This is a genomic window from Promicromonospora sp. MEB111, from assembly GCF_030209445.1.
Classification (GTDB): Bacteria; Actinomycetota; Actinomycetes; order Actinomycetales; family Cellulomonadaceae; genus Promicromonospora.
In genome coordinates this window covers 394,870-420,335 of record NZ_JARVSD010000003.1, presented here as the reverse complement: position 1 = coordinate 420,335, position 25,466 = coordinate 394,870, and the positions used below count along the sequence as shown (strand labels likewise).

Annotated in this window: 20 protein-coding genes and 1 riboswitch; of the genes, 9 read left to right on the top strand and 11 right to left on the bottom strand. The window is 73.4% G+C overall.

Annotated features, from left to right (window positions below; genetic code table 11):
* Nucleotides 1-56: 56 nt before the first annotated feature.
* The gene (locus QRN56_RS03715; RefSeq protein WP_285101242.1) at nt 57-1,046 is read right to left on the bottom strand and encodes a malate dehydrogenase; all 990 of its coding nucleotides are present in this window, start codon (nt 1,044-1,046) and stop codon (nt 57-59) included.
* Between the two features lie 207 nt (nt 1,047-1,253).
* Here QRN56_RS03715 and QRN56_RS03710 point away from each other — a divergent pair, with 207 nt between their 5' ends.
* Both QRN56_RS03710 and QRN56_RS03705 read left to right on the top strand, forming a co-directional pair.
* Nucleotides 1,254-2,228: an MIP/aquaporin family protein gene (locus QRN56_RS03710; protein ID WP_285101240.1), complete on the top strand. Its 975-nt coding sequence runs from the start codon at nt 1,254-1,256 to the stop codon at nt 2,226-2,228.
* A 135-nt stretch (nt 2,229-2,363) separates the two neighbouring features.
* Complete coding sequence (locus QRN56_RS03705; protein ID WP_285101238.1) at nt 2,364-3,557, top strand: septum formation family protein; 1,194 nt, start codon at nt 2,364-2,366, stop codon at nt 3,555-3,557.
* A 68-nt stretch (nt 3,558-3,625) separates the two neighbouring features.
* Here QRN56_RS03705 and QRN56_RS03700 read toward each other — a convergent pair whose 3' ends face one another.
* Entirely contained in the window at nt 3,626-4,063 is a 438-nt protein-coding gene (locus QRN56_RS03700; protein ID WP_285101236.1) for a DUF3017 domain-containing protein, read from the bottom strand.
* Nucleotides 4,064-4,172: 109 nt separating this feature from the next.
* Here QRN56_RS03700 and QRN56_RS03695 point away from each other — a divergent pair, with 109 nt between their 5' ends.
* Entirely contained in the window at nt 4,173-5,564 is a 1,392-nt protein-coding gene (locus tag QRN56_RS03695; RefSeq protein ID WP_285101234.1) for an NAD(P)/FAD-dependent oxidoreductase, read from the top strand.
* Between the two features lie 140 nt (nt 5,565-5,704).
* Here QRN56_RS03695 and purH read toward each other — a convergent pair whose 3' ends face one another.
* A complete protein-coding gene (gene purH, locus QRN56_RS03690; protein WP_285101232.1) occupies nt 5,705-7,357 on the bottom strand; it encodes a bifunctional phosphoribosylaminoimidazolecarboxamide formyltransferase/IMP cyclohydrolase in 1,653 nt (550 codons plus the stop codon).
* Nucleotides 7,358-7,390: 33 nt separating this feature from the next.
* Nucleotides 7,391-7,477, bottom strand: a riboswitch (ZMP/ZTP riboswitch).
* A 140-nt stretch (nt 7,478-7,617) separates the two neighbouring features.
* Here purH and QRN56_RS03685 point away from each other — a divergent pair.
* Nucleotides 7,618-9,258 (top strand): FAD-dependent oxidoreductase, encoded by a 1,641-nt coding sequence (locus QRN56_RS03685; protein ID WP_285101230.1) that lies wholly within the window; start codon nt 7,618-7,620, stop codon nt 9,256-9,258.
* Here the strand turns inward: QRN56_RS03685 and QRN56_RS03680 are convergent.
* Nucleotides 9,255-9,875: a TetR/AcrR family transcriptional regulator gene (locus tag QRN56_RS03680; protein WP_285101228.1), complete on the bottom strand. Its 621-nt coding sequence runs from the start codon at nt 9,873-9,875 to the stop codon at nt 9,255-9,257. The genes QRN56_RS03685 and QRN56_RS03680 overlap by 4 nt on opposite strands.
* A 60-nt stretch (nt 9,876-9,935) precedes the next feature.
* Here QRN56_RS03680 and QRN56_RS03675 point away from each other — a divergent pair, with 60 nt between their 5' ends.
* Nucleotides 9,936-10,979 (top strand): SDR family NAD(P)-dependent oxidoreductase, encoded by a 1,044-nt coding sequence (locus tag QRN56_RS03675; protein WP_285101226.1) that lies wholly within the window; start codon nt 9,936-9,938, stop codon nt 10,977-10,979.
* Nucleotides 10,980-11,005: 26 nt separating this feature from the next.
* Here the strand turns inward: QRN56_RS03675 and QRN56_RS03670 are convergent, their stop codons facing one another.
* The gene (locus QRN56_RS03670; protein ID WP_285101224.1) at nt 11,006-12,307 is read right to left on the bottom strand and encodes an MFS transporter; all 1,302 of its coding nucleotides are present in this window, start codon (nt 12,305-12,307) and stop codon (nt 11,006-11,008) included.
* A gap of 82 nt (nt 12,308-12,389) precedes the next feature.
* Between QRN56_RS03670 and QRN56_RS03665 the strand changes: the two genes are divergently transcribed.
* Entirely contained in the window at nt 12,390-12,968 is a 579-nt protein-coding gene (locus QRN56_RS03665; RefSeq protein ID WP_285101223.1) for a winged helix-turn-helix domain-containing protein, read from the top strand.
* A 42-nt stretch (nt 12,969-13,010) separates the two neighbouring features.
* Here the strand turns inward: QRN56_RS03665 and QRN56_RS03660 are convergent, their stop codons facing one another.
* From QRN56_RS03660 to sucC, 6 genes are all read right to left on the bottom strand, one after another.
* Nucleotides 13,011-14,381 (bottom strand): MFS transporter, encoded by a 1,371-nt coding sequence (locus QRN56_RS03660; RefSeq protein ID WP_285101222.1) that lies wholly within the window; start codon nt 14,379-14,381, stop codon nt 13,011-13,013.
* Between the two features lie 119 nt (nt 14,382-14,500).
* Entirely contained in the window at nt 14,501-15,520 is a 1,020-nt protein-coding gene (locus QRN56_RS03655) for a type IV toxin-antitoxin system AbiEi family antitoxin domain-containing protein (RefSeq protein ID WP_285101220.1), read from the bottom strand.
* A gap of 257 nt (nt 15,521-15,777) precedes the next feature.
* The gene (gene purN, locus QRN56_RS03650) at nt 15,778-16,422 is read right to left on the bottom strand and encodes a phosphoribosylglycinamide formyltransferase (RefSeq protein WP_285101218.1); all 645 of its coding nucleotides are present in this window, start codon (nt 16,420-16,422) and stop codon (nt 15,778-15,780) included.
* Nucleotides 16,423-16,432: 10 nt separating this feature from the next.
* Complete coding sequence (locus QRN56_RS03645) at nt 16,433-18,097, bottom strand: cell division protein PerM (protein ID WP_285101216.1); 1,665 nt, start codon at nt 18,095-18,097, stop codon at nt 16,433-16,435.
* A 233-nt stretch (nt 18,098-18,330) separates the two neighbouring features.
* On the bottom strand, nt 18,331-19,227 hold the full coding sequence (sucD, locus tag QRN56_RS03640) for a succinate--CoA ligase subunit alpha (protein WP_285101215.1): 897 nt from the start codon (nt 19,225-19,227) through the stop codon (nt 18,331-18,333).
* 39 nt (nt 19,228-19,266) lie between these two features.
* Nucleotides 19,267-20,436, bottom strand: a complete 1,170-nt coding sequence (gene sucC, locus QRN56_RS03635) for an ADP-forming succinate--CoA ligase subunit beta (RefSeq protein ID WP_285101214.1) — start codon at nt 20,434-20,436, stop codon at nt 19,267-19,269.
* A gap of 240 nt (nt 20,437-20,676) precedes the next feature.
* On the opposite strand from sucC, the gene QRN56_RS03630 reads away from it, so the two are divergent.
* From QRN56_RS03630 to QRN56_RS03620, 3 genes are all read left to right on the top strand, one after another.
* A complete protein-coding gene (locus QRN56_RS03630) occupies nt 20,677-20,886 on the top strand; it encodes a helix-turn-helix domain-containing protein (RefSeq protein WP_285101212.1) in 210 nt (69 codons plus the stop codon).
* Nucleotides 20,886-21,428 carry a Clp protease N-terminal domain-containing protein gene (locus tag QRN56_RS03625; RefSeq protein ID WP_285101210.1) on the top strand — a complete coding sequence of 181 codons (543 nt, stop codon included), beginning with the start codon at nt 20,886-20,888 and terminating at the stop codon, nt 21,426-21,428. Before QRN56_RS03630 ends, QRN56_RS03625 begins: the two co-directional genes overlap by 1 nt.
* A gap of 171 nt (nt 21,429-21,599) precedes the next feature.
* On the top strand, nt 21,600-25,370 hold the full coding sequence (locus QRN56_RS03620; protein WP_285101208.1) for a S8 family peptidase: 3,771 nt from the start codon (nt 21,600-21,602) through the stop codon (nt 25,368-25,370).
* The last annotated feature ends 96 nt before the right edge of the window (nt 25,371-25,466 follow it).

Sequence of the window (25,466 nt, the reverse complement as noted above, 5' to 3'; positions counted from 1 at the left end):
CACGCACTGATGTGTCAGACGTACAGGTCACTCGAGTGACCTGTACGTCTGACACGTCAGATCAGACCGAGCGCCCGGACCGCGTCGCGCTCCTCCACGAGCTCGGCGACGCTGGCGTCGATCCGGCCGCGGGAGAACTCGTCGATCTCGAGGCCCTCGACGATCTTCCACTCGCCGGTGCCGTCGGCCGTGACCGGGAACGAGGAGACGAGCCCCTCCGGCACGCCGTACTCGCCGGAGGACCACAGGCCCGCCGAGGTCCAGTCGCCCTCGGGGGTGCCGAGCGTCCAGTCGCGCACGTGCGCGATCGCCGCGTTGGCCGCCGACGCCGCCGAGGAGGCCCCGCGCGCCTGGATGATCGCGGCCCCGCGCTTGGCGACCGTCGGGATGAAGTCGTCGGTGAGCCAGGCGGTGTCGGCCGCGACGTCGGCGCCGGGACGGCCGCCGACGTCGGCGCGGAACAGGTCCGGGTACTGCGACGCGGAGTGGTTGCCCCAGATGGTGAGCCTGCGGATCTCGCTGACGGGGGTCCCGGTCTTGGCCGCGACCTGCGAGAGCGCCCGGTTGTGGTCGAGCCGCGTCATCGCGGTGAACCGCGTCGCCGGCACGTCGGGGGCGTTCGACGCCGCGATGAGGGCGTTGGTGTTGGCGGGGTTGCCGACCACGAGCACCCGGACGTCGTCCGCGGCGCCGTCGTTGATCGCCCGGCCCTGCGGGCCGAAGATGCCGCCGTTGGCCTCCAGCAGGTCGGCGCGCTCCATACCCGCACCGCGGGGGCGGGCGCCGACGAGGAGGGCGACGTTGACGCCGTCGAAGGCCTTGACCGGGTCGTCGAAGATCTCGACGCCGGCCAGGTTCGGGAAGGCGCAGTCGTCGAGCTCCATGGCGGTGCCCTCCGCGGCCGCGACGGCCTGCGGGATCTCGAGGAGTCGGAGCCGTACTGGCGTGTCCGCGCCGAGCATCTCGCCCGCAGCTATGCGAAAGAGGAGCGCATACCCGATCTGGCCAGCGGCTCCGGTGACGGTGACATTCACGGGTTCAGTCATGACCCCACTCTTGCATCGACCGACCCGCCTCGCCCAGCCCCTGGCCCGATCCGTGTCCCGCCTGGTACCGAGCGCGGGTACGGTGAAGAAAATGCCCGCGCGTATTCAGGTTTTGTTCAGGCGGGTAATGGCAGGATGTGCGCGACATCGCACTGCACGCCGCCATGACGCGCACCGAACGGTGTGCCACCGAAAGGATCTGACTTCATGTCCCAGGACCTCGCCGCGACCAGCGGCGTCACCGAGGTCGAGGAGCGGTCGCCCAGCCTGCTCTCCCGCCTGCTCGCCGAGACCTTCGGCACGTTCCTGCTGACGCTCGTGATCGTGGGTGTGCTCGTCTACAGCCCGCTGAACACGGTCGGCGGGCTCGGCGTGGCGCTCGGTGGAGGCTTCGCCTACATCGCGGGTGCTGCTGCCGTCGGCCGCGTCTCCGGTGCGCACTTCAACCCGGCGATCTCGCTGGGCGCCTGGCTCAGCGGCCGCATCTCGCTCGGCAACATGTTCAGCTACTGGGGCGCCCAGCTCGTGGGCGCGATCCTGGCGGCCGCCGTGCTGTTCGCGACCGTGCCCCAGCCGCTGCTCGCGCTGCTCGGCAAGGAGAACACCTCCGACACGTTCGACTCGGCCGTCAACGGCTTCTCGCAGCACTCCCCGCTCTACCTGCAGACGCAGGGCCAGGCCCAGTTCGACTGGCTCCCGGCGCTGCTCGTCGAGGTCATCATCTCCGCGATCCTCGTGGGCGTGTACCTCGGCGTGCACGACCGCCGCAGCAAGATCGGCTACGCCCCCGTCGCCGTGGGCAGCGCCATCGCCGCGCTGACCCTGGTCTCGTGGTTCGTCACCAACACCGGGATGAACCCGGCCCGCTCCACGGCCGCCGCGCTCTTCGCGAACAACTGGGGCGGCGACGGCTCCGGCCGCCAGCTCTGGCTGTTCTGGCTCGCCCCGCTGGTCGGTGCCGCGCTCGCCGCGCTCTTCTACCGCGCGTTCGCCTCGGTCGAGCCCGAGGGGCTCGAGCTCGACGAGGAGGAGGACGACGAGGACGAGGACGACGAGACGGCCGAGCCCGTCACGGCGCAGTCCGCCCCCGCGGCCGAGGCCTCGGAGGAGACCCCCGAGACCCCGGAGAAGACCGCCGAGGGCGAGACCGAGTCGGAGAAGAAGGCCGACGACAAGGCCTGATCCCTCGTAGCACCGCACGACGCCGGGGCCGCACTTCCGTACGGGAGGTGCGGCCCCGGCGTCGTACCGGCCGCGGACCCACCGGATGAAACCGTCGCTTCCGGGACACAGCGTGCACCGCTACGATCCCGGATCATGGCCGACACCACGCAGACGTCCCGCGGCGCGACGGAACCGGCCGACACCGAGCCGGAGGCCGTGGCCGAGACGGAGGCCCCGGACAAGGACGTGAGCTCGGGCGAGAAGCCGGGCGACGAGGCGCCCTCCGACGGCGAGAAGCCCGACGAAGACGCGCCGTCCGACCCGAAGCCCGACGGCGGCGAGCACGACGGCGAAGAGCCGGACGACGACACGAAGACCGGCGACGGCGAGCACGACGACCACGAGACGCCCGGCGACTCCGAGAACATCGGCGACACCGCCGACCCGAACGAGCTGCCCTACCCGACCCGCGCGGGCTGGGTGGTCGCCGCGTTCCTGTTCTTCTGGCCGCTCGCGATCCCCGCGCTCGTGCAGTCGATGCGCACCGCCGAGGCGAACGGCACGGGCAACGTGCGCCGCGCGAAGAAGTCGTCGGTGCGCACCCTCGACTTCTCCCTTGCCGCGGTCACGGTGGGCGTGCTCGGGATCGCGGGCCTGTGGATCGCCATCGCCGCGGCGCCCACCTACGCGTCGGCGCTCCCGCCCGGCTTCGTCTCGGCGGCCCGGGCGTTCGTCCCGCCGGCCCTGGCGGGCCCGCTCGGCATCGAGCCCGACGACGGCGCCGTGCTCACCGAGCCGACGCCGTCCCCCACGCCGACCGGCGACCCGTACGCGACGGCCGACCCGTACGCGGACCCCTACGTCGACCCGTACGCCGAGGACCCGGACACCCTGCCCACGCCGGAGGCCGGCGGCGAGCTGGAGCCGAGCGAGGCGCCCACGCCGGACGCCGACACCGAGGCGACCGCCGGGGCGGAGATCCCGGACCTGCAGGTGGGCGACTGCATCGACACGTCGGCGACGTCGGGCCAGACCACGCTGTACCGGATCCCGGTGGTGCCCTGCACCACGGCGCACGGCGGCGAGATCTACGCGGAGACGACGGCGGCCGACAGCCTCGCCGAGAACGGCGCGACCCCCACGCAGCAGGCGCTGTGGGACGCCGCGGACGCGTACTGCTACCCGGAGTTCACCAGGTACGTCGGCCTGCGGTGGGCCAAGTCGGAGCTGCTCTACTGGCCGATCGCGCCGTCGGAGGAGAGCTGGGCCGAGGGCGACCGCCGCATCCTCTGCGTCGTGGAGTCGGAGCAGCCGGTGACGGGCTCGCTCGAGGGCGCCGACCGCTAGGTCGGGCCCGGCCAGGCCGGGAACGGCCGCCGCCGGATCAGGCCCGGCGTCCGGTCAGGTGCTCGACGTCAGATGCTCGGCGTCGCGACGGCGAGGGCGCCGATCAGCACGGCGGTCGCGCCGTACAGGATGATGTCGATGGTCCGGGTCCGGATGACGAGACCCACGGGGCTGTCGAGCACCGCGCGGAAGATCGCGCAGACCACGAGGACCACCCCGATGCCGATCGCCCCGGCACGCGCGCCGGCGACCAGCCCGAGCAGCACGGAGATGCCGACACCCGCGAGGACGAGCCAGATCGCGAGGTTGCTCCGCTGCGGCTCCGCCGGACTCACGTCCGAGTCCTCGCCGCTGGCTGGCTCACTGCGGTCGAGCTCCTGGCTGGTCGTCGTGGTGGCCGTCATCAGGTCGGCCCGTCCGGTGCGTTCGAGCGTAGCCGTTCCGGCCGAGCCCGGCTCGAGGAGGCTCGTGGCGCCGGGGGCAGTCCGCATCTCACTGAGATCCACGGGACGAGGGTACAACCGAAACGTCGCGATTCTGCAGGACCGTGACCTGCTTGCAACCTGACGCAAAGCACATTCCCAGGTTGGCGGCCTGCGAGCTACCGTGAGGTCCATGCCGTCCCCTTCAGGTCAGGTCCCCAGCAGCGTGGTCGTCGTGGGTGCGGGCCTGGCGGGCGCACAGACCTCCGCCGCGCTGCGGAAGCACGGGTTCGAGGGGCACCTGACGGTGCTCGGCGCGGAGGGCCTGCCGCCCTACGACCGCCCGCCGCTGTCCAAGGAGCTGCTCAAGCGCACGGAGCCGGTCTGGCTCGCCGACGACCTCGGGATCGACCTCACCGCCCTCGCCGACGACCTGCGGCTCGCCGACCCGGCGACCCGCCTCGAGGTGGACCAGGAGCGGGTGGTGGTCCGGACGGCGTCGGGCGACGACGTCGTGGCCGACGCCGTGGTGCTCGCCACCGGCAGCGCGCCCCTACGCCCCGCCGGCTGGGACGCCGCCATGACCCTGCACACGGCCCCGGACGCCGAGCGGCTGCGCGCCGCCGTCGTACCTGGGATGCGGCTCGTGGTGGTCGGCGCGGGGTGGATCGGCGCGGAGGTGGCGGGTGTCGCCGCGGGCGCGGGAGCCCGCGTCACGGTCGTGGAGGCGGGTCCGGTCCCGCTGGAGCGGCAGCTCGGCCACAAGCTGGGCGGCCTGCTCGCCCCCTGGTACGACGACGCCGGGGTCACCCTGGTCACGGGCGTCGCCGTCGAGAAGGTGCTGCCCGGACCGGCCGGCGGCGTGCCCGGCGGCGGGAGCGTGGTGCTCGCCGACAGCCGGGTGCTGGAGGCCGACCTGGTCCTGGCCGCCGTGGGAGCTCGCCCCGCGACGGGCTGGCTCGCGGGCTCCCTGCCGCTGGAGGGGACCGGCGGGCTGCGGGTCAACCGCGCCGGCCGGTTCATGGGCATGCACTCCCCCACCGACCCGGCGGGGCGCCTGCACCTCGACGCGCTGCGCCGCATCTGGGCGGTGGGCGACATCGCGACCCGCGAGCACCCGGTGTTCGGGCCGGTGCCGGGCGGGCACTGGTCGGCCGCCCTGCACGACCCCGAGATCACCGTCCGGGCCCTGCTCGGGCTCGACGAGCGCGCCGCCGAGCCCGAGCACGTGCGTGAACGGCTCGGCCTCGCCCCGATCCATGCCCACGCGCCGTACGTGTTCTCGCAGCAGCTCGGGCACGACCTGGCGCTGTTCGGGGTGCCGTCCCCGTTCGATGACGTGGTGCTGCGCGGCACGCCCGCGTCGGGCGGCTGGGGCGCCCTCTACCTGGAGAACGCGCTGGACCGGCATCCGCGCCGCACCCCGGACGGGCACCGCGTGGCGACCGTCCGGGCGATGCTGCTGGTCGACTCCCCGCGCGAGGTGGGGCAGGTGCGCAAGCTGATGAACCGCGGGGTGCCGTTGGAGGTCGACCTGGACCGCGCGCTGGACCCGACGGTCAAGCTGAAGGATGCCGTCGTCTGAACCTGATCTGAGCCTGGGTGCGCCGACGACCGCCGCGGGGTAAGCACGACCCAGCCGGGTGGGTAACGGAGAGGTAGCACTGCTGGCTCTCCGTTACCCACCCGGCTGAGTGACGTCCGCCCCGGGGGCACCGCCTCGGATCAGTGCGCGAAGTGGCGCGTGTCCGTCAGGTACATCGTGACGCCGGCCGCCTCTGCGGCCTTGATGACCTCCTCGTCGCGGATCGAGCCGCCGGGCTGCACCACGGCGGTGACCCCGGCGTCGAGCAGCACCTGGAGGCCGTCCGCGAACGGGAAGAACGCGTCGGAGGCCGCGACGGCGCCGCGGGCGCGCTCGACGGGACCGGACTCGCCCTCGGCCAGGGTGTTGGCACGCTCGACCGAGAGGCGGCACGAGTCCACGCGGTTCACCTGGCCCATGCCGATGCCGACGGCCGCGCCGTCCTTGGCCAGCAGGATCGCGTTCGACTTGGCTGCGCGCACGGCCTTCCAGGCGAATGCGAGGTCGGAGAGCACCTCGGGCGACGCCGCCTCGCCGGTCGCGAGGGTCCAGTTCTCGGGCGAGTCGCCGTCGGCCTGGAACCGGTCCGTGGCCTGCATGAGCAGTCCGCCCGAGATGGGCCGGGTCTCCACGGCGCCGGCCGGCGCCTGCGGCACCACCAGGAGCCGGATGTTCTTCTTGGCCTGGAGGATCTCCAGCGCCTCCGGCTCGAAGCCGGGGGCCACGACCACCTCGGTGAACACCGGGGCGATCTGCCGCGCCGCGTCGGCCGTGACGGTGCGGTTGGCCGCGATCACGCCGCCGTAGGCGCTGACCGGGTCGGTCGCGTGCGCCCGGGCGTGGGCCTGCGCGATGTCCTCGCCCACGGCGATGCCGCAGGGGTTCGCGTGCTTGATGATCGCGACGGCGGGGCCCTCGTGGTCCCAGGCGGCGCGCCACGCGGCGTCGGCGTCGACGTAGTTGTTGTAGCTCATGGCCTTGCCGTGCAGCTGCTCGGCCTGGGCCAGGCCCGTGACCCCGTCGCCGCGGGTGTACAGGGCGGCGCGCTGGTGCGGGTTCTCGCCGTAGCGGAGCACGTCGGCGCGCTCCCAGGTACCACCGACCCAGGCCGGGAAGCCGGTCGAGACGGGCCCGTCGGCGCCGTCCACGGCGTCCGTCGGGGAGACGACGGAGCCCATCCAGGACGCCACGGCGACGTCGTAGGTCGCGGTGTGCACGAACGCGGCGGCGGCGAGCGCCTTCCTCTCGGCATAGGTGAAGCCGCCGGCGCGGACCGCGCGAGCGACGTCGTCGTACCGCGCGGGGTCCACGACCACCGCGACGGACGGGTGGTTCTTGGCCGCGGCGCGCACCATGGACGGCCCGCCGATGTCGATCTGCTCGACGACGGCGTCGGGCCCGGCGCCCGACGCGACGGTGGCCGCGAACGGGTACAGGTTCACGACGACGAGCTCGAACGGCGAGATCTCGAGCTGGGCGAGCTGGTCGAGGTGGTCCTGCTTGCGGGTGTCGGCCAGGATGCCGGCGTGCACGCGGGGGTGCAGCGTCTTGACGCGGCCCTCCAGGCACTCGGGGAAGCCCGTGAGCTCCTCGACCGGGGTGACGGGGATGCCCGCGTCGGCGATCGTGGACGCGGTGGAGCCGGTCGAGACCAGCTCGACACCGGCGTCGTGCAGCGCGGTGGCGAGCTCGATCAGGCCGGTCTTGTCGTAGACGCTCAGCAGCGCGCGCCGGACGGGGCGCTGCGAGTCGTCGGTGAGCTGGACGTCAGGGGTGGACGGGGCGCCGGACATGGCGGTTCTCCTCGGAAGTAGCCTCGTGGAAAACCCTGGCACCCAGGCGGGCGGCGCGCATCACGGGTCGCTCGGCCGCTCCCCGGTGGTGACCCACCCTCGCCAGTCACGGCCAGGTGCAGTCTAGCGGTGGCCGGGCCGTGCCGGTCCGGCCCCGGGGTCTTGCGGCCCTCCGGGGGGACGGGAGTAGGTTGTGTCGCAACCGGACAACGTCGTCCGGTAAGGAGCCGGAGGGATCCGCGATGGCGCAGGAAGAAGCGATGGCGCAGCAGGAAGTGGTCGACGTGCTGGTGGCCGGGACGGGCGCGGCCGGGCTCAGCGCGGCGATCGCCGCGGCGGACGCCGGGGCGAAGGTGCTGGTCGTGGAGTCGGCGGACCGCTGGGGCGGCACCACGATGCGCAGCGGCGGCGGGCTGTGGCTGCCGGACAACCCGGTGATGCGGCGCGCGGGGATCGCCGACTCCCGCGAGGAGGCGCTGACGTACCTGAAGGCGGCGATCGGCGACGCGGGCCCCGCGAGCTCGACCGCTCGCCGGGAGGCGTTCGTCGACACCGTGGACGAGCTGGTCACGGCCCTGGAGCGGCACGGGGTGCGCTGGGCGGCCGCGAAGAAGTACCCCGACTACTACCCGGAGCGGCCCGGCGGCAAGATCGGGCGCTCCATCGAGCCCCGGCCGTACGACACGAGGCGGCTCGGCGACTGGATCGAGCGGTCCCGCGTCAAGGACGGCGTGCCGCTCGCCGTGATGAACGACGACTTCTACGAGCTGGGCCGGGCCTGGTCCACGCCGTCCGGCTTCGTCCGCGGGGCCCGGCTGGTGTTCCGGGTGCTGGGCGGCCTGCTCACCGGCAAGCGGCAGGTCGGCATGGGTGCCGCGCTGGCCTGTTCCCTGATGGAGATCGTGCGGGCGCAGGGCACGGAGGTGCGGCTCGGCACCCCGCTGACGGAGCTGCTGGTGGAGGACGGCGCCGTGGTCGGGGCCGTCGTCGGCCCGCCCCAGGCTCGCCGCACCGTGCGCGCACGGGGCGGCGTCGTGCTCGGCGCGGGCGGGTTCGCGCACCGGACCGAGTGGCGCCAGGAGCACCACGGCGTGCCCGGCTGGAGCGCCGCCTCCCGGGACGACCTGGGCACGGCCATCGAGGCCGGGGCCGACGCCGGCGGCGCGCTCGCCCTCATGGACGACGCCTGGTGGGGCGCCGGTGTGGACAACGGCGACGAGGGGATGCACGGCTTCGTGCTGTCCGAGCGGTCCATGCCGTACTCGATCGTGGTGGACTCCTCCGGCGCGCGCTTCGTCAACGAGTCCACGAGCTACATCGACTTCGGCCACGCGGTGCTGGAGCGGGACAGTGAGGTCCCGGCGATCCCGTCGTGGCTGGTCATGGACGTCCGGGCGCGACGGCGCTATCTCAACACGTCACTCCTGGGCGGCCGCCGGCGCTACGTGGAGAACGGCACGCTCGTGTACGCGGACACGCTCGCGGAGCTGGCGGACAGGCTCGGCCTGGACCCCGCGACGTTCCGGGACACCGTCGCGCGGTTCAACGGGTTCGCCCGGACGGGCAAGGACACCGACTACGGCCGCGGCGACTCCGCGTACGACCGCTACTACTCCGACCCGACGGTCCGGCCCAACCCGAACCTCGGCCCGATCGAGCGCGGCCCCTTCTCGGCGCTCCGGATCGTGCCCGGCGACCTGGGCACCAAGGGCGGGCTGCTCACCGACGAGCACGCCCGCGTGCTGCGGGACGACGGCAGCGCGATCCCCGGCCTGTACGCGGCCGGCAACACGACGGCGTCGGTGATGGGGCGCACCTATCCCGGGCCGGGCTCGACGATCGGCCCGGCGGCCGTCTTCGGCTGGATCGGCGGGCAGCAGGCGGCAGGGCGGCGCGGCTAGACGCCGTCCGGGATCCGGACCTCGAGGCCCAGCAGCTCCCAGGCCCGGCGCGCCCGGCGCTCTCGCTCCTCGCCCTCGGCCTGCGACAGCCCGCCGGCCATCATGGCCACCGCGAGCAGCAGGTCGTCCGACGTCGTCCCGGCCGGGACGTCACCGGACTCGACAGCGCCCGCCAGCCGGGTGCCCAGCGCGACGGCGACCCGCTCCCCCAGGGCGACGACCCGCTCGTCCGCGGGCACCCGCGAGCGCACGAGGTCGACGAACCCCACCGAGTCGAGGGCGTGCCGCGTGACCAGGCCGAGCAGGTCCGCCAGCCCTGCGTCGGGGGTCGCGGCCCGCTCCTCGACGGCGACGACCTGCTCCTCGAACACCGCGACCACGAGGTCCATGCGGTCCGGGAAGTGCCGGTACAGGCTCCCCTGCCCGACGCCGGCGCGCTTGGCGACCGCGCTGAGCGGCGCGCCGGTCCCGGCGGACCCGAAGACCTCGCGGGCCGCTGCCAGCAGCGCCGCCCGGTTCCCCGCCGCGGCGCGGGGACCGAGGTTGGGTGCCCCGCCGCGGCGCGTCGTGCCGTGAGGAACGGCACCGGGTCGGGGGTCGCGAAGTACGCCGGTCATAGCGGTATTCTAGATACCGGACAGTGTTGTCCGGTACCAACCCCGTTCGAGGAGCACACCATGGCACTGACCGTCCGTTCCACCGTCGGCGACTGGCTCGACCACCCCGTCGGCGGCCGCATCCTCGCGGCGTTCCTCGCCGAGGGCGGGGCGACGCCCGACTCGCTCGCACCCGCCCGCGGCCTGCCGCTGGAGCAGCTCGTGGCGCTGTCCGGCGGCACGTTCCCGGCCGAGGCGCTCGACGCGCTGGTCGCCGCGTACCGGGAGGCCGCACCCGAGGAGGCCGCCGCGGCCGATGCCACTGCCGCCGGAGACACGCAGACCGTCACCGGCTGGGCCGAGCAGATCACCCCCGGCCGCTTCGCCGGCCAGACCGTCGTGGTCACGGGCGCGGCCTCCGGCATCGGCCGGGCCGTCGCCTCACGCGTGGCGCGCGAGGGCGGGCGCGTGATCGCCGCCGACATCTCCGCGGAGAAGCTCGACGAGCTCGCCGCCGCGCTGACCGGCCTCCCGGCCGGCGCCGAGATCGTCCCCGTGGCGGGCGACATCTCCTCCCAGGACGACGTGGACCGCATCGTGGCCGCCGCGGGCGACCCCGTGGACGCGCTGGCCAACGTCGCCGGGATCATGGACGACATGTCGGCGATCCACGAGGTGAGCGACGCCCTGTGGGAGCGGGTGCTGCGCGTGAACCTGGAGGGCACGATGCGGCTCACCCGCGCCGTCGTGCCCGGGATGCTGGCCGCGAAGGAGGGCCGCATCGTCAACGTCGCCTCCGAGGCGGGGCTGCGCGGGTCGGCCGCCGGCGTCGCCTACACGGCCTCCAAGCACGCGGTGGTCGGCCTGACCAAGTCGACCGCCGTGATGTACGCGAAGAGCGGCATCCGCACCAACGCCGTCGCGCCCGGTGGCGTGGCCACGGGCATCCCGGTGCCCGGGCAGGCCGAGTTCGGGGCGCCGGTGCTGCGGCCCCACCAGGTCAACATCCTCAGCCTCGCCATGGCGGAGGAGCTGGCCGCGACCATCACCTTCCTGCTGTCGAAGGACTCGGTGAACCTCAACGGGGCGATCATCGCGGCGGACGGCGGCTGGTCCGCCGTCTGACACGTGGACGCGGCCGACGCCGGCGGTCAGGGGGCCGACGGCGTGCGCGTCGTCGGCGACTCGACGACGTCGGCCGCCCAGGTGTCCGGGAGGCCGACCCGCCACAGCGGGCGCACCAGGAACATCGCGAGGAACAGCACGGTCCACGCGGCGGCGAAGCACCACATGGCGGCGCTGATCCCGGCGCCGTCGAGCAGCATGCTGCCGACGAGCGGCGCCGCAGGCCCGGCCACCAGGCCGGTCAGCCCCATCGTCGCGGCCATCCGCCCCTGCATCCGGCCCGGCGTGATGGCGGTGACGTAGGAGAGCATCCCGGCGTTGAGGGCGGGCGCGAACAGCATCATCCCGGTGAGCGCGGCGACGAACCCCCAGTAGGTGGGGAACAGCGCCATCACCACGACGGCGGCGCCGGAGACGCCGAGCGCCAGCACGGTCAGGACGCTCACGCGCACGCGCCGGACGAGCGCGCCCGCGAGGACCGAGCCCGTCAGCACGCCCACCCCGACCGCCGTGTTGATCAGGCCGATGAGCGCGGGCGCCGTCCCGGTACTGACCAGGTGCAGGTTGATCGCGACCATCATGGCGTTCAGAACCACGTTGACCAGCATGAACAGCCAGATCGTGGCGCGCAGCAGCGGCACGCCGAACACGTACCTGAGCCCGTCCCGGAGCGCGGCGACCGGATGCTCGGCACGCGCGGCGCCGAGGTCGCCGTTGAGCGGTTCGCGCACCAGGGAGGTGGCGACGACGGCGACGAGCCGGCCCGCCGCCGAGACCACGAACGGCAGCACGGTGCTCATGCCGTAGAGCAGCCCGCCGAGCGGGCCCTGGAGCAGGGTGGCCGCGGCGTCGCGCCCCTGCGCCACCGACATGGCCTGACCCAGGTGCTCGGTGCGGACGACGGCGTGCAGGGCGGCCGCGCCCGCGGGGTCCATCAGGGAGCCGACCGCGGACGACACGAACAGCGCCGTGGCCAGGTGTGGGGCGGTGATCGAGAGGCCGTCCGCCAGACCCGCGACCACCACGCTCGCCCAGGCCAGTGCCGCGACCGCGCCGCCGGCCATGATGAGCCGACGGCGGTCCACGCGGTCCACGACCACGCCGGCCGGGAGCGTCATGAGCACCGACCCGAGCTGGCCGACGAACGAGATCACCCCGGCCTGGACCACGGACCCGGTGACGGCGAAAGCGGCGAGCGGCACCGCGAACGCGCCGACGGCGGCGCCCACGTCCTCGGCCGTCGCGCCCGTCAGGAGCAGGCGGTAGGAGGCGTTCTTCCAGAGGCTTGCGGCCTGCTCCCCCGCGGCCGTCGTCTCATCCGTCGTCATGCGCACACCGTATGGTCCGCAACAACAATTGCGCAATAGTAGTTGCGCATCTTGTGTTGCGGGATCTTGTTAGCCTGGCGCGATGGCATCGAAGGAGCCCTTCCGCATCACCGATCCGGAGACGATGCGCGCGCTCGCCCACCCGCTGCGGCAGCGCATCATGGTGGAGCTCAACGTCCGCGAGCACGCGCGCGCCGTCGACCTCGCCAAGGCGCTGCGGGAGCCGGCGAACTCGATCAGCTTCCACCTGCGGGTGCTGGCAAGGCACCACTTCATCGAGGAGGCGCCGGAGCTGGCCAAGGACAAGCGCGACCGGGTGTGGCGGCCGCTCGTCGAACGCTTTCTCGTCGACGGCAACGTCGGCCACGAGGAGCAGATGCTCGACCCGATCCTGCGCTGGGTGCGCGACGAGTTCCTGCGCGACCGGTCGGCCCCGGGAGCGAAGGACGACTTCCACGAGGGCATGGCCAGCGGCGCGTTCCTGACCCGCGAGGAGGCCGAGCAGATGACGGCGGAGATCGTCGCCGTCCTGGAGAACTGGTGGGACCGGACGGGCGCCGCCAAGCGGGCCGACCCCGACGACCCGGAGCGGCGGTACTACCAGATCCTCTACACCATCGGCCCCCGGGACCTGGCAGGCGAACCGGAGCCAGGGGCCTGACCGGCGCGCCTGTTCCGGGGGCGTCCCGGGGCTGTCCCGGCGCTACTCCAGCGCGTCGGCCGCCCAGGCGCTCGGGCGCCCGATCCGCATCAGCGGGCGGGTGCACGCGAGCGCCACGAGGACGGCCGCCATGGCGCACACCATGACCCACAGGGTGACGCCGATGCCCCAGCCCTCCAGGAGCGCGCTGCCCAGCACGGGCGCGGCGGGCGCGGCGATCAGTCCGGTGAGCCCGAGCAGCGACGTGGCGCGGCCCATCATGCGGTCCGGGATGATCACCGTGAGGTAGCCCGTAAAGCCCGCGTTGAGCGCCGGGTAGAGGAAGACGCCGACCGCGAGCATCGACACGAACACCCAGTACGACGGCGCCAGCGCCATGACGACCAGCGCCACGGCGAGCGTCCCGATCGCGAGGAGCCCGAGCCGGCCGACCCGGGTGCGTCGCACGATCGGGCCGGCGACGATCGCGCCGGCCAGCATGCTGACGCCGGCGCACGCGTCCACGAGCCCGATGAGCCGCGGGTCGGTGCCGATGCGCACCAGCTCCAGGTTGATCGCCACGACGAGCGCGATCGAGGTCAGGTTGAGCAGCGTGATGAGCACGAGCACCGCGCGGAAGAGCGGCACCGCGCCGACGAAGGCCAAGCCGTCGCGCAGGTCGGCGAGCGGATGGATCTGCTGGGTCCGCCGGCCGTTGAGCGGCTTGCGCACGAACGACACGGCGACCACCTCGATCAGGTGCCCCAGCACGGACGCGACGAACGGCAGCACGTGCGCCATGCCGTACAGGAATCCGCCGACAGGTCCCGCGAACAGCGCGACCGCCGCCATCCGCCCCTGGTTCACGGCCATCGCGTTCGCCATCTGGGCGGGCGGGACGACGGCGCGCAGCGCGCCGCCCGACGCCGGGTTCACGAACGCGCTCACCATCGAGGAGCCGAACAGCACCGCGGCCAGGTGCCACGCGCCGAGGGTCCCCGCCAGCCCGGCGGCGACAACGGTCGCCCACAGGGCGGTACCCGTCGCGGCGGCGACCACCAGGAGGAGGCGCCGGTTGACCCGGTCGGCGACGACGCCCGCCGGCAGCGTCGCCAGCAGCGCGCCCGCCTGGCCGATGCCGCTGATCAGCCCCGCCTGCCCCACCGAGCCCGTGACCTCGAACGCCAGCAGCGGGATGGCGAACGTGCCGACGCCGGCGCCGATCGCCTGCGCGAACCGCCCGGTGGTGAGCAGCAGGTACGCGGCGTTGCGCCGCAGCGGGAGGTCGGGGGCGACCGTGCCGGGCTGCGTCGGCCCGGACGGGGTCGGCCCGGACGGCGTCGGCCCGCCGATGGCGAGCGACGACCCGGACCCACGCCCGGCCTCCGATGTCGCGGATGTCGGGGTCTCGGGCGTCGGGGTCTCAGCGCTCACGCCGCACAACGTACCGGGTGAAATGTCCGCCTCATGACGCAGCGAGGTCAGGCGCTGTTGCCCCACTCCCCTTCGAGGCCTAAGTTTCTTCGCTTTGGGCGGCCGCAAAGCGAAGAAACTTAGGCCTCGAAGGGGACTGGCGAAGCGGCATCAGCGACCGCGCGACCGAGGATCGTCGGCTGACCGATGTCGTCGTAGTTACCAGGCGTCCAGCCGGCCTCGCGCAGCAAGGCGGTCAAGATCTTCGGCATCCGGCCCCGGAGGTCCTTGGCCGTGAAGCGCAGCAGGCGCGAGCCGCCCGCCGACGCCAGCGCGTTCTGCCGCGTCCGGTCACGGAACACCGCACCCGGCGCACCGTGCACCTCGACGCCGTCGACCTCGACGAGCAGCCATGTGCCGTCCGGCAGCCGCCAGGCAAGGTCGATCCGGCCGAGGTGGGCGCCGTCCGCCCCCAGGACCACGAGCTGCAGGGTGTCCGGCGGGATCTCCGCGTCGAGGCAGGCCAGCCGCGCGACGGACTCGAGGGGCGACTCCGAACGGCCGTCCGCCAGGCGCCACCAGGGATGTGTCGCCTCGACGTCGCGATGCCCTCGCGCCAGGTCGTGGGCCCGGGCCAGGTCGTCCGCCGTGGCGGACCGCGTGTGCAGCAGGTCGTCCATCGCGGCGACGGCGTCGTCACGGCACATCTGGCCGACGCCGAGGGCGAGGGCGTCCGTGACGCTCGCGATCCTGAAGTCGCCGGCGAACCGGCCGGTCACCATGTCGCCGGACTTGCGGAACGCGATCCCGTCCCGTGCGGGCCGCCACCGCCCGTCGGGCGCGACCACCTCGGGCCGGATGGTGCGCGGCAGGCCCTTGACCTTGTACAGCGCCAGTGCGCACAGGCCGACGGCGGTCGATCCGGGGCCGGCCGCGAGCAGGCCGATCCACGCGGGACGACGCCGGAGGTGGTCCAGCAGGTCAGGACGTGACCGCTGCGCGGGCGGTACGACGTCGGTGTCGTACACGCCCTGGGTGACGCGGATCAGCCGGCCCTGCCGGACGAGCCGGTACCGCCACGGCGCGTCGACGCCGATGCCGTCGAGCTGCGTGGCGGAGATCAGCCCCTCCTGCCGGGGAGCGATGACATCCAGCTGCACAGGCAGGGGCCGCAGAGGTCGCATGAGGCAATATCAGCATGCAATCCACATCATTGCTGATGATTCAGCGTCATCCTGTGGACAACCGGTCGCCGCCTCCAACTTTTGAGGCCTAAGTTTCTTCGCTTTGAGCGGCCTCAAAGCGAAGAAACTTAGGCCTCAAAAGGAAAGGTGGCAGTACGACCCGGGCGGATAACGGACCGACAGAGGGCGGTCGACGGGCGGCTGGCGGGCAGCTCGCGGCGGAGCCGGCTGGGTCAGCGGCCGATCGTGGCCTTGCGGCCCGTGACGTGCAGGCCCTCGCGAGCCAGGCGGCCCACCGTCTCGACCAGGAGTGCGCGCTCGGCGACCTTGATCCGCTCGGTCAGGGTGGGCTCGTCGTCGGCGTCCTGCACGGGCACGGCCGTCTGGGCGATGATCGGGCCGGTGTCGACGCCGTCGTCCACCAGGTGCACGGTGCACCCGGTGATCTTGACGCCGTGGGTGAGCGTGTCACGCACGGGGTGCGCGCCGGGGAAGCTGGGCAGCAGGGCCGGGTGCGTGTTGATCATCCGGCCCTCGAACTTGCGCACGACGCCCGGCGCCAGGATGCGCATGAACCCGGCCAGGATCACGTAGTCGGGCTGGAACACCGAGATGGCCTCGAGCACGCCGTCGTTCCAGGCCGCGCGGTCCTCGAAGTCCTTCAGCGCGACGACGGCGGAGGCCACCCCGGCGTCCCGCGCCAGGTCGAGCGCTCCCGCCGTCGGCCGGTCCGTGACGACGCCGACCACGCGCGCGCCGTACGCCGCGTCGTCGTGCGCCGCGAGGAGCGCGGCAAGGTTGGATCCGCCGCCCGAGGCGAGCACCACCAGGCGCTTGGCGGAAGTGGACTCGACGGGGTGACCGGAGGGCGTCTGCACGGGCCCCAGCCTACTTTCCCGGGCCTGCCTCGCGAGCCTCGGCGCCATCGGCCGGACGGGCCGCCGGCCGCTCGGCGTCCGGCTCGGGAGCTGGTTCGGGATCCGAGACGGCGTATGCCGCTGTGCGCGCCCAGTCGCCGGACGGCGCTGTGCCCTCCTCGGGCGCGTCCGCCTCCTCGTCGGACGGCGCAGTGCCCTCGTGGGGCGCGCCGCCACCGCTCCCGCCCGGAGCGTCGCCGAACCCGAGCTCCGCCGCGAGATCCGGGTCGCCTTCCGTCGCGTCTTCCGAGGACTCCCCGCCCACCGGCGACGGACGGCGGAGCCACGCCACCAGGTCCTCCCCGATCTCGCCGCGCCGCGCCACCACGTCCAGCTTGGCGCCCAGGAGCACGGCTGCCGCTCCCCCGCCGACCTCGGCGGCCACGAGGCCGGCGGTCACGAGCGGGTCGGCGCCGATCTCGGAGAGCCGGCCCGGGCCGACCGCGCCCGCGGCCGCCAGCTCGCCCAGCAGCACGAACACCCCGGGCACCGCGACGATGCCGCCGAGCACCCAGCCGGTGTCCGACCACCGGACCAGCGACGGCTCCAGCCGGCGCCACACGAACAGGGCCGCCACGACGCCGCACGCGACCACGAGCAGGGGCGCCCAGGCGCTGACGGCGTTGGCCCAGTCCTGGCCGGGCAGCGCCCCGAGGAGCGGCACCGCGGGCAGCGGCCCCGACGTCGTGCCGTAGGGCGTGAAGCCGGTGCCCTCGCCGACGGCGAAACCCGGCCCCGCGAGCCAGGCGACCGCCCACAGCAGGAGGTTGGGCAGCAGCGCGAGCTGCGCCACGGCGAACACGATCCCGCCGGTCCAGCCCGGTTCGAGGGCGGTGACGATGTCCGACGACGTGGCCCGGCCTGCCAGCGCCCACGCCACGACCAGGAGCGCGGCCCCGCCCGTCAGCAGCGCGACCACCACCGCGCCCCCGCGCAGCCCGAGGCGGAGCGTGGCGGGGACCAGGTCGAAGCCGGTGAGCCGCTGGGCCAGGCCCTCGGCCCGTTCGCCGAGCTCGGCCGGGGTCGGCGCGTCCGGCCGAGCCAGGATGCCGAGCGCCATGCCGAGCCCGCCCATGACGAGGCCGGCCGGCAACGCCAGGGCGAGCGACCAGCCCGGGGCGCTGCCCGCGAAGGCGGCGACCGCCGTCGTGCACAGGCCGTAGGTGGCGGTGCCTGCCGCCCAGGCCGGGACCGAGGTCGCGGCGAACCGCTTGGCGGAGGCGTAGGTGGCGAACAGCGCGAGGGCCGCGATGCCGAGCGGCGCGAGGGTGACGGTCATGTCGTCGGCGGTCAGCGGGACGCCGTGCCCCAGCAGCCAGAGCCCGGTGGCGACGTCGATGGCGGAGCGGACCTGGACGCCGTCGTCCGGGGCGTCCGTCGCGGAGGTCAGCGTTGCCGCGCCCACGAGGTAGGCGACCACCGCCGGGAGCACCACGACGGCAAGGGACAGGACCAGGGCCTGGGCAGCCGAGAGCACGCCCGCGACGACGTGGGACAGCGCGAACGACCGCTCCTCGGGGGCGGGTGGCTGCTCGACGAGGCGTCCGCGGCGGGCCGTCGGACGGTTGCCGGCCGGGCGGGTCGTGCGGGCACCCGAGGTGCGGCTGGCCGTGCTCGGGCGGGGTGGTGCGCTCACCCGGCAATCTTCACCCGCGCCGCGGCGTCAGCCCGGGGACCTCCCTCGGCGTGGCCCGGGTGAACTTCGGGAAAAATCACTGCCGAGTATGGAGTTCACCGGGGGATCTGGTGTAGGAACGCCCGCTTTGCGAAGCGAACGCACCGACGGGGCGGCGACCCGGAAAGCAGCGACCCCCGCCGACCGGTCTGCCTGGTCGACGGGGGTCTCGCTATCTCAGGGACGGGCGGGCGTCAGAGCGCCTGCAGGATCTCCCGCATGAGGTCGGCGGTCTCGGACGGCGTCTTGCCGACCTTCACGCCGACGGCCTCGAGGGCCTCCTTCTTCGCCGCGGCGGTGCCGGACGAGCCCGACACGATCGCACCGGCGTGGCCCATCGTCTTGCCCTCGGGGGCGGTGAAGCCCGCGACGTAGCCGACGACCGGCTTGGTGACGTGCTCCTTGATGTACGCGGCCGCGCGCTCCTCGGCGTCGCCGCCGATCTCGCCGATCATCACGATCGCCTTGGTCTCCGGGTCGTTCTCGAAGGCCTCGAGCGCGTCGATGTGCGTGGTGCCGACGATCGGGTCGCCGCCGATGCCGATGGCGGTCGAGAAGCCGAAGTCCTTCAGCTCGTACATCATCTGGTAGGTCAGCGTGCCCGACTTCGACACGAGGCCGATGGGGCCCTTGCCCGTGATGGTGTGCGGGGTGATGCCGGCGAGCGACTCGCCCGGGGTGATGATGCCGGGGCAGTTCGGCCCGATCATCCGGGTCTCCTTGCCCTGCAGGTACGACCACACCTCGGCGGTGTCCTGCACCGGCACGCCCTCGGTGATGACCACGAGCAGGCCGATGCCGGCGTCGATGGCCTCGATCGCCGCGTCCTTGGTGAAGGCCGGGGGCACGAAGACGACGGAGACGTCCGCGCCGGTCTCGGCCATGGCCTCCTTGACGGTGCCGAACACCGGGAGGGTCACGTCGGCGCCGGAGGCGTCCTTGTGGGTCACCGTGGTGCCGGCCTTGCGAGCGTTCACGCCGCCGACGATCGTCGCGCCGGAGTCCAGCATCAGGGCGGTGTGCTTGGCACCCATGCCGCCCGTGATGCCCTGGACGATGATCTTCGAGTCCTGGTTCAGGTAGATCGACATTGTCTTCTTGTCTCTGCTTTCGAAGTCTTCAGCGGGCGATCAGGCGGCGGCAGCCTTGGCGGCGGCGAGGTCGGCGCCACCGTCCATGGTGTCGGCGAGGGTGACGAGCGGGTGGTTGCGCTCGTTCAGGATCTGGCGGCCGAGCTCGACGTTGTTGCCGTCGAGGCGGACGACCAGCGGCTTCGACGCCTCGTCGCCGAGGATGTCGAGCGCGCCCACAATGCCGTTGGCGACCTCGTCGCAGGCGGTGATGCCGCCGAAGACGTTCACGAACACCGACTTGACCTGCTCGTCGTTCAGGATCACGTCGAGACCGTTGGCCATGACCTGCGCGTTGGCGCCGCCGCCGATGTCGAGGAAGTTGGCGGGCTTGACGCCGCCGTGCTTCTCGCCCGCGTAGGCGACGACGTCGAGGGTGGACATGACCAGACCCGCGCCGTTGCCGATGATGCCGACCTCGCCGTCGAGCTTCACGTAGTTGAGGTCGTTCTCCTTGGCCTTCGCCTCCAGCGGGTCGGCCGCGGCGGAGTCCTCGAGCTCGGCGTGGTCCGCGTGGCGGAAGCCGGCGTTCTCGTCGAGCGTGACCTTGCCGTCGAGGGCGACGATCTCGCCGTCCTCCGTCTTGACCAGCGGGTTCACCTCGACCAGCGTGGCGTCCTCGGCCTTGAACACGGTCCACAGGCCCTGGATGACCTCGGCGACCTTGCCCTTGATGTCGTCGGCGAAGCCGGCGGCGTCCACGATCTCGGCGGCCTTGGCCTCGTCGATGCCGACGGCGGGGTCGACGGCGACGCGGGCCAGCGCCTCGGGGCGCTCGACGGCGAGCTGCTCGATCTCCATGCCGCCCTCGACGGAGCACATGGCGAGGTAGTTGCGGTTGGACCGGTCCAGGAGCACGGAGAAGTAGAACTCCTCGGCGATCTTGGCACCCTGGGCGATCATCACGCGGTGCACGGTGTGACCCTTGATGTCCATGCCGAGGATCTCGCCGGCCTTCTCGGCGGCCTCTTCCGGCGAGTGCGCCAGCTTGACGCCGCCCGCCTTGCCGCGACCGCCGGTCTTGACCTGGGCCTTCACGACGACAGTGCCGCCGCCCAGCTTCTCGGCGCCTTCGCGAGCCTCCTCGGGGGTCGTCGCGACAACCCCGCCCAGCACGGGCACGCCGTGCTTCTCGAAGATGTCGCGCGCCTGGTATTCGAACAGGTCCACCCTGCTGCGTCCTTCCATCGGGATGCGGCCCTCGGACGTCGTAGTCGCCCGGAGCCCGGCTGAAGCGATGTCTCGACGTCAAGACATCCCCGTACAGGGTAGCCCTGGATCACCCGTGGTTCCGAACGAGAGCGGCGGTATTCCGGGCTTCTTCGGCACGGGTGTGTGGTACACGTCTCGATCCGCGAATTCTGTCAACCAGGGTTGACAGTCGGCCCGCTTGTCAACCATAGTTGACACATGACCCAGCAAGCACTCGCCGCATCCGCCGCCGGGGACGACCCCGCCGAAGGACTGCGCGCCGTCCGAGCCATGCGCGAGCTGGCCGACCGTCTCGAGACGCTCCAGGTGGAGCGGGCGCGGCGCCTCGGCTGGTCGTGGCAGGAGATCGCCGACGCGCTCGGCGTCAGCCGGCAGGCCGTGCACAAGAAGCACAACAGGAGGATCTGATGTTCGAGAGGTTCACGAAGGACGCCCGCTCCGCCGTCGTCGACGCCCAGCAGGTCGCCCGCGACGCGCACAGCGACCAGATCGACAGCCGCCACCTGCTCGTCGCCCTCGCCGGGAGCGTCGGCCCGGCCCGGACCGCCCTGACCGACGGCGGGGTGGACACCGCCGTCCTGGTCGAGAGTGCCCGGGCCCGGATCGAGGCGGGCGACGCGCTCGACCCGGCCGCGCTGGCCGCCGTCGGCATCGACCTGGACGAGGTGACGCGGCGCACCGAGGCCACGTTCGGCGAGGGCGCCCTGGCCCGCGCCGGCCGCACCCTGCGCGGGCGCCGCAAGCACATCCCTTTCACCCCGGACGCCAAGAAGTCGCTGGAGCTCGCGCTCCGCGAGGCGATCCGCCTGGGCTCCAAGGAGATCCACGGCGGGCACCTCCTGCTCGGCCTCACCCGGGCCGAGTCCCCGGCCCGCGGCATCCTGTCCGACGCCGGGGCGGACCTCGACCGGGTCCGTCGCCTGGCGGAGGGGTCGGGCAAGGCGGCCTGAACCACGGCTCGCGACACGCCCCGCGCCCCCTTCCCGGGGCGCGGGGCGTGGCCGTTGCCTGCCACCTGACCGGAGTTGGCCAGGAAATGGCGGTGCCGTTACACGGGCGAAACCCAGCGCGCCGCGTCCGAGGGTTAGGAAATGGGCACACCACTGTCGAAAGGGACAACTGTGTTCACCATCTCCACCCGCGCCAGGGCGCTGGTCGCCACCGGCGTGGCCGCAGCCCTCGCGGTCGGGGCCGCGTCGGCGTCTGCCGCGAGCCCCGCCGGCCCGGCGGTCCCGCCGGGCGGTTCCGCCACCGCTCTCCCGCCATCGGCGGCGGGATCGCGCAGCGTCACCCTGATCACCGGTGACACGGTCACCATCACCACGGCGGCGGACGGCACGAGCGTCACCAACGTCACCGGCCCCGGCGGGACGACGTCGTCCTACCACCGCACCGAGCGCGACGGCAGCACCTTTGTCTACCCGGACGCCGCACTGCCCTACGTGACGGCCGGTACCCTCGACGACCGCCTGTTCGACGTCACGCGGCTCCTCGCCAACGGCTACGACGACGCGAGCACGGACACGCTGCCGCTGATCGTCCGCTACACGGACGCCGCCGCCCGGTCGCGCGGCACCACGCCGCTCGACGGGTCCGACGTCGTACGCGCGCTGCCCAGCGTGGACGGCGCCGCCGTGACGCAGGACCGCGACGAGGCGGCCGCCTTCTGGACCGCCCTGACGGGAGACTCGGCGACGGCCGGGGCTCACGACGCCGCCCGCACCACCGGCGGCGCCCCCGCGTTCGCCGGCGGCATCGAGAAGATCTGGCTCGACGGCCCGGTCACGGCCGACCTCGCCGAGTCGACCGCCCAGATCGGCGCGCCCGACGTGTGGGCCGACGGCAACACCGGCGAGGGCGTGGACGTCGCGGTGCTCGACACGGGCATCGACACGACCCACCCCGACCTGGCGGACCAGGTCGCCGAGGCGGCCAACTTCGTCACCACCGAGGACTACGTCGAGGACTACCAGGGGCACGGGACGCACGTCGCCTCGACGATCGCCGGCACCGGCGCGGCCTCCGACGGGCTGGAGCGGGGCGTCGCCCCCGGCGCCCGGCTGCACGTCGGCCGGGTGCTCGACAGCAACGGCCAGGGCCTGGAGTCCTGGATCATCGCGGGCATGGAGTGGGCCGCGCGCGACCAGGACGCCCGCATCGTCAGCATGAGCCTGGGCGGCGAGCCCGCCGGCGCCGACGACCCGATGGCGACCGCGGTGGACGAGCTCACCGCCGAGACGGGTGCGCTGTTCGTGACCGCCGCCGGCAACGGCGGCCCCCGCACCATCAGCACGCCCGCCCTGGCGGACTCGGCCCTCGCCGTGGGCGCGGTCGACGCGACCGACACGCTGGCCGACTTCTCCAGCACCGGCCCCGCCGTCGACGGCGGGGTCAAGCCCGAGATCACCGCCCCCGGCGTCGACGTGCTCGCGGCCCGCTCGCAGCTCGTGCGCGGCTCCGGGATGTACACGACGATGAGCGGCACCTCGATGGCGACCCCGCACGTGGCGGGCACCGCGGCGCTCGTCGCGGCGGCCCACCCGGACTGGACGGCGGAGCAGATCAAGGAGGCGATCGTCAGCACCGCCGTGCCGACCCCTGCCTACACCGCCTACGAGGCCGGCAGCGGCCGTCTCGACGCGCCCGCGGCCGTGGCCGCGACCGTGTTCGGCACCGCGAGCGCCGGGTTCGGCTTCCACACGTTCGACGACGGTACGGGCGAGCCGGCGTCGAAGCCGATCACGTACACGAACCTGGGTGACGCCCCGGTCGACCTGCACCTCGCGGTCGACGGTGCGGTCCCGGCGGGCTTCCTCACCCTGTCCTCCGACACGGTGACCGTGCCCGCGCAGGGCACGGCGTCCGTGGATCTCGTGGCGGACCTCTCGCTCCTGCCGGCGGAGGCCGACCTGAGCGCGACGATCGTGGCGACGGACGGCACCGGGGCCGTGCGGGCCCGCACCCTGACGGGCGCGACCCGCGAGGGGCAGCGCCAGAGGCTGACCGTCACCGTCACGGGTGACGACGGCCGTCCCGCGACGGGCAAGCTGCTGGTGACGTCCGACCAGATCTTCGCCGGGGCGGACCTGGACGAGAACGGTACCGCCGTGCTGCGGATGCCGGTGGGCAGCTACAGCGGCTGGCTGTCGGTCGACGTCGAGGGCGCGAACGGGCCGGGCTCGCTCGGCACGGCGCTGCTGAGCTTCGTGGACGTGGACCTGAGCCAGGACCGGTCGGTGACGCTGGACGCCCGCAAGGCGGTCCAGGTCCGTGCGGAGGTGCCGCAGGACACCGATCCGGCCGCCATGCGCCTGGACGTGATCCGGCAGTTCCCGAACGGCGGCTACACGGCGAGCTCCATGTTCCCGCCGGGTGAGTACGACAGCCTGTGGGCGCTGCCCACGGGGAAGAAGGTCACCGCGGGTCTGTTCGAGTTCGGGGCGCAGTTCCGGCTGGAGCAGCCTGCGCTCACGGTCACGAAGGGCCGCGGCGGGTTCGACGGCCTGGACGACCTGCGGGTCAAGCGGGGCGCGACGCCGCTGCCGGAGGGCACCCGCACGCTGCGTGTGGTCGAGGCCGAGGGTCCGTCGGACCTGGCGCGGCACGGGAGCGGGCACGGCCTGAAGGACACCGCCGTCGTCGTGCGTGCCGCCGACTCGGACGAGATCGCGCCGCTGGCGCAGGCCGCGGCCGACGCCGGTGCGCGCCTGCTGTTCGTGGTGCACGACGGCGCCGGGCGGCTGGCACCGTGGGACGAGTCCCCGTGGATCCCGGGCGAGCCCGCACCGCTCACCGTCGCCACGCTGACGTCCGGCCAGGGTGAGGAGCTGCTGCGGTCGCTGGACGGGCGCCGGCCGGAGGTCACGGTCTCGTCGCACCCCACGACCGAGTACACCTACGACGTGGTGCACCACTGGACCGGCGCCGTGCCGGCCCGGCCCACGTGGACCTCGGCCAAGGGCGACCTGGCGCGGGTGGACATGTCGTTCCGCAACTACCGCCAGGGTCCCGCGATGGAGGCCCGGTTCGACGTCTGGCACGGCTGGACGGCGGGCAACCAGCTCGCCGCTCCCGCGCAGGGCGAGCGGACCGACTGGGTCGCGGCCGGTGTGCCGTGGACGCAGAGCGCGCACATCTCCGGCGAGATGGGGCAGTCGAACGTCGACGTGCTGGAGTACAAGGCCCGCACGACCAGCGACGTGACGTGGTTCGGGCCGGTGCTGCGCCCGCGCATGTCGGCGCTGGGCTACCAGCCCATCCGTTACCTGGACCAGATGTACGTGCCGGTGCCGGGCTGGGGCGACTCGGGCAGCGGGCACGTCGGTGCCACGGGCGGCGGCAACTTCGACGTCCGCAACCGGGCGACGCTCTACCAGGGCGACACCGAGCTCCTGTGGGGCAACGCCGAGTTCCTGCCCGTGAACGGCGGCCTGCCCGCGGAGCGGCTGCCGTACCGCGTCGTGGCCGACAACGACCGTGCCGACTGGGCCGGTCCGTACTCGACGCACACGCTCACCCAGTGGGACTTCACGTCGGAGGCGAGCGGGCCGGACGCCGTCGAGCCGCTGCCGCTGATCCAGCTCGACTACGGCGTGGACACCGACACGGCGGGACGTGCGTCGCGCACGGCCCGGCTGACGGTGACGCCGTCGCACCTGCCCGGGATCGAGGCCCGGGTGGGGCGGCCCACGGTCGAGGTGTCGTACGACGACGGCGCCACGTGGCGGCGGCTCGACCTCACGCGGGACCGGCAGACGGACGGGCCGGACGCCTGGTCGGCCCGGCTGTCGGCGCCGCGGGGCGCGCAGTTCGCGACCCTGCGGACCGTCGTCGAGGACAGTGACGACAACCGGGTGTCGCAGACGCTGACCAGGGCGTTCGGCCTGCGCTGACCCGCGAGGCTCGTCCACGAGGTGCGCTTCTACCCAGCGATCTGGCCCGGAAACCGCGTGTCTCCGGGCCAGATCGCTGGGTAGGCGGACGGCGCG

Bases quoted from the DNA above. Each gene is read 5' to 3' on its own strand.
- QRN56_RS03715 (WP_285101242.1), bottom strand. From the start codon at position 1,046: ATGACTGAACCCGTGAATGTCACCGTCACCGGAGCCGCTGGCCAGATC.
- QRN56_RS03710 (WP_285101240.1), top strand. From the start codon at position 1,254: ATGTCCCAGGACCTCGCCGCGACCAGCGGCGTCACCGAGGTCGAGGAG.
- QRN56_RS03705 (WP_285101238.1), top strand. From the start codon at position 2,364: ATGGCCGACACCACGCAGACGTCCCGCGGCGCGACGGAACCGGCCGAC.
- QRN56_RS03695 (WP_285101234.1), top strand. From the start codon at position 4,173: ATGCCGTCCCCTTCAGGTCAGGTCCCCAGCAGCGTGGTCGTCGTGGGT.
- purH (WP_285101232.1), bottom strand. From the start codon at position 7,357: ATGTCCGGCGCCCCGTCCACCCCTGACGTCCAGCTCACCGACGACTCG.
- QRN56_RS03685 (WP_285101230.1), top strand. From the start codon at position 7,618: ATGGCGCAGCAGGAAGTGGTCGACGTGCTGGTGGCCGGGACGGGCGCG.
- QRN56_RS03680 (WP_285101228.1), bottom strand. From the start codon at position 9,875: ATGACCGGCGTACTTCGCGACCCCCGACCCGGTGCCGTTCCTCACGGC.
- QRN56_RS03675 (WP_285101226.1), top strand. From the start codon at position 9,936: ATGGCACTGACCGTCCGTTCCACCGTCGGCGACTGGCTCGACCACCCC.
- QRN56_RS03670 (WP_285101224.1), bottom strand. From the start codon at position 12,307: ATGACGACGGATGAGACGACGGCCGCGGGGGAGCAGGCCGCAAGCCTC.
- QRN56_RS03665 (WP_285101223.1), top strand. From the start codon at position 12,390: ATGGCATCGAAGGAGCCCTTCCGCATCACCGATCCGGAGACGATGCGC.
- sucD (WP_285101215.1), bottom strand. From the start codon at position 19,227: ATGTCGATCTACCTGAACCAGGACTCGAAGATCATCGTCCAGGGCATC.
- QRN56_RS03630 (WP_285101212.1), top strand. From the start codon at position 20,677: ATGACCCAGCAAGCACTCGCCGCATCCGCCGCCGGGGACGACCCCGCC.
- QRN56_RS03625 (WP_285101210.1), top strand. From the start codon at position 20,886: ATGTTCGAGAGGTTCACGAAGGACGCCCGCTCCGCCGTCGTCGACGCC.